This is a genomic window from Mycobacterium sp. E1747, from assembly GCF_001667775.1.
In the GTDB taxonomy this organism is placed as follows: Bacteria; Actinomycetota; Actinomycetes; order Mycobacteriales; family Mycobacteriaceae; genus Mycobacterium.
Window position 1 is genome coordinate 1 of record NZ_LZJI01000189.1, and the last position, 591, is coordinate 591.

Genomic DNA, 591 nt, shown 5'->3' on the forward strand with positions numbered 1-591 from the left:
CAGGTACTTCATGTAGCGGTCGTAGACCTCTTGCGACTGGATGGCGATCGCCTTTTCGCGGTTCGACTCGAGGGCGGCCGCCCACGTTTCCAGGGTCCGCGCGTAGTGCAGCTGCAGCGAGTGCACCCGGGTCAGCTCGAAGCCGGCCGTGACGGCGTACTCCCCGACGGTCTGGGGGGTCGGGAGCCAGCCCCCGGGGAAGATTTCGGTCAGGATGAACTGCGAGAAGTGCACGATCTCGTGGGTCAGCCCCATGCCTCGCGCCCTGGCCTCCTTGAAGGACGGGCGAACGATGGTGTGCAGCAACATGACCCCGTCGGATGGCAGCGCCTCGTAGGCCATCTTGAAGAAGCGGCCGTAGCGCTGGCGGCCGAAGTGCTCGAAGGCGCCGATGGAGACGATGCGGTCGACGGGCTCGTGGAACTTCTCCCAACCCTCCAACAGCACCCGTCGGGTGCGGGGGGTGTCCATCTCGTCGAACGTCTTCTGCACGTGCTCGGCCTGGTTCTCCGACAACGTCAACCCCACGACGTTCACGTCGTACTTCTCGATGGCCCGGCGCATGGTCGCGCCCCAGCCGCAGCCGATGTC

At 65.8% G+C, this 591-nt stretch carries 1 protein-coding gene; it reads right to left on the reverse strand.

Annotated features, from left to right (window positions below):
• Nucleotides 1–591 (reverse strand): class I SAM-dependent methyltransferase (locus tag A5695_RS19140; RefSeq protein WP_068085603.1); only part of this gene is annotated, 591 nt, incomplete at both ends.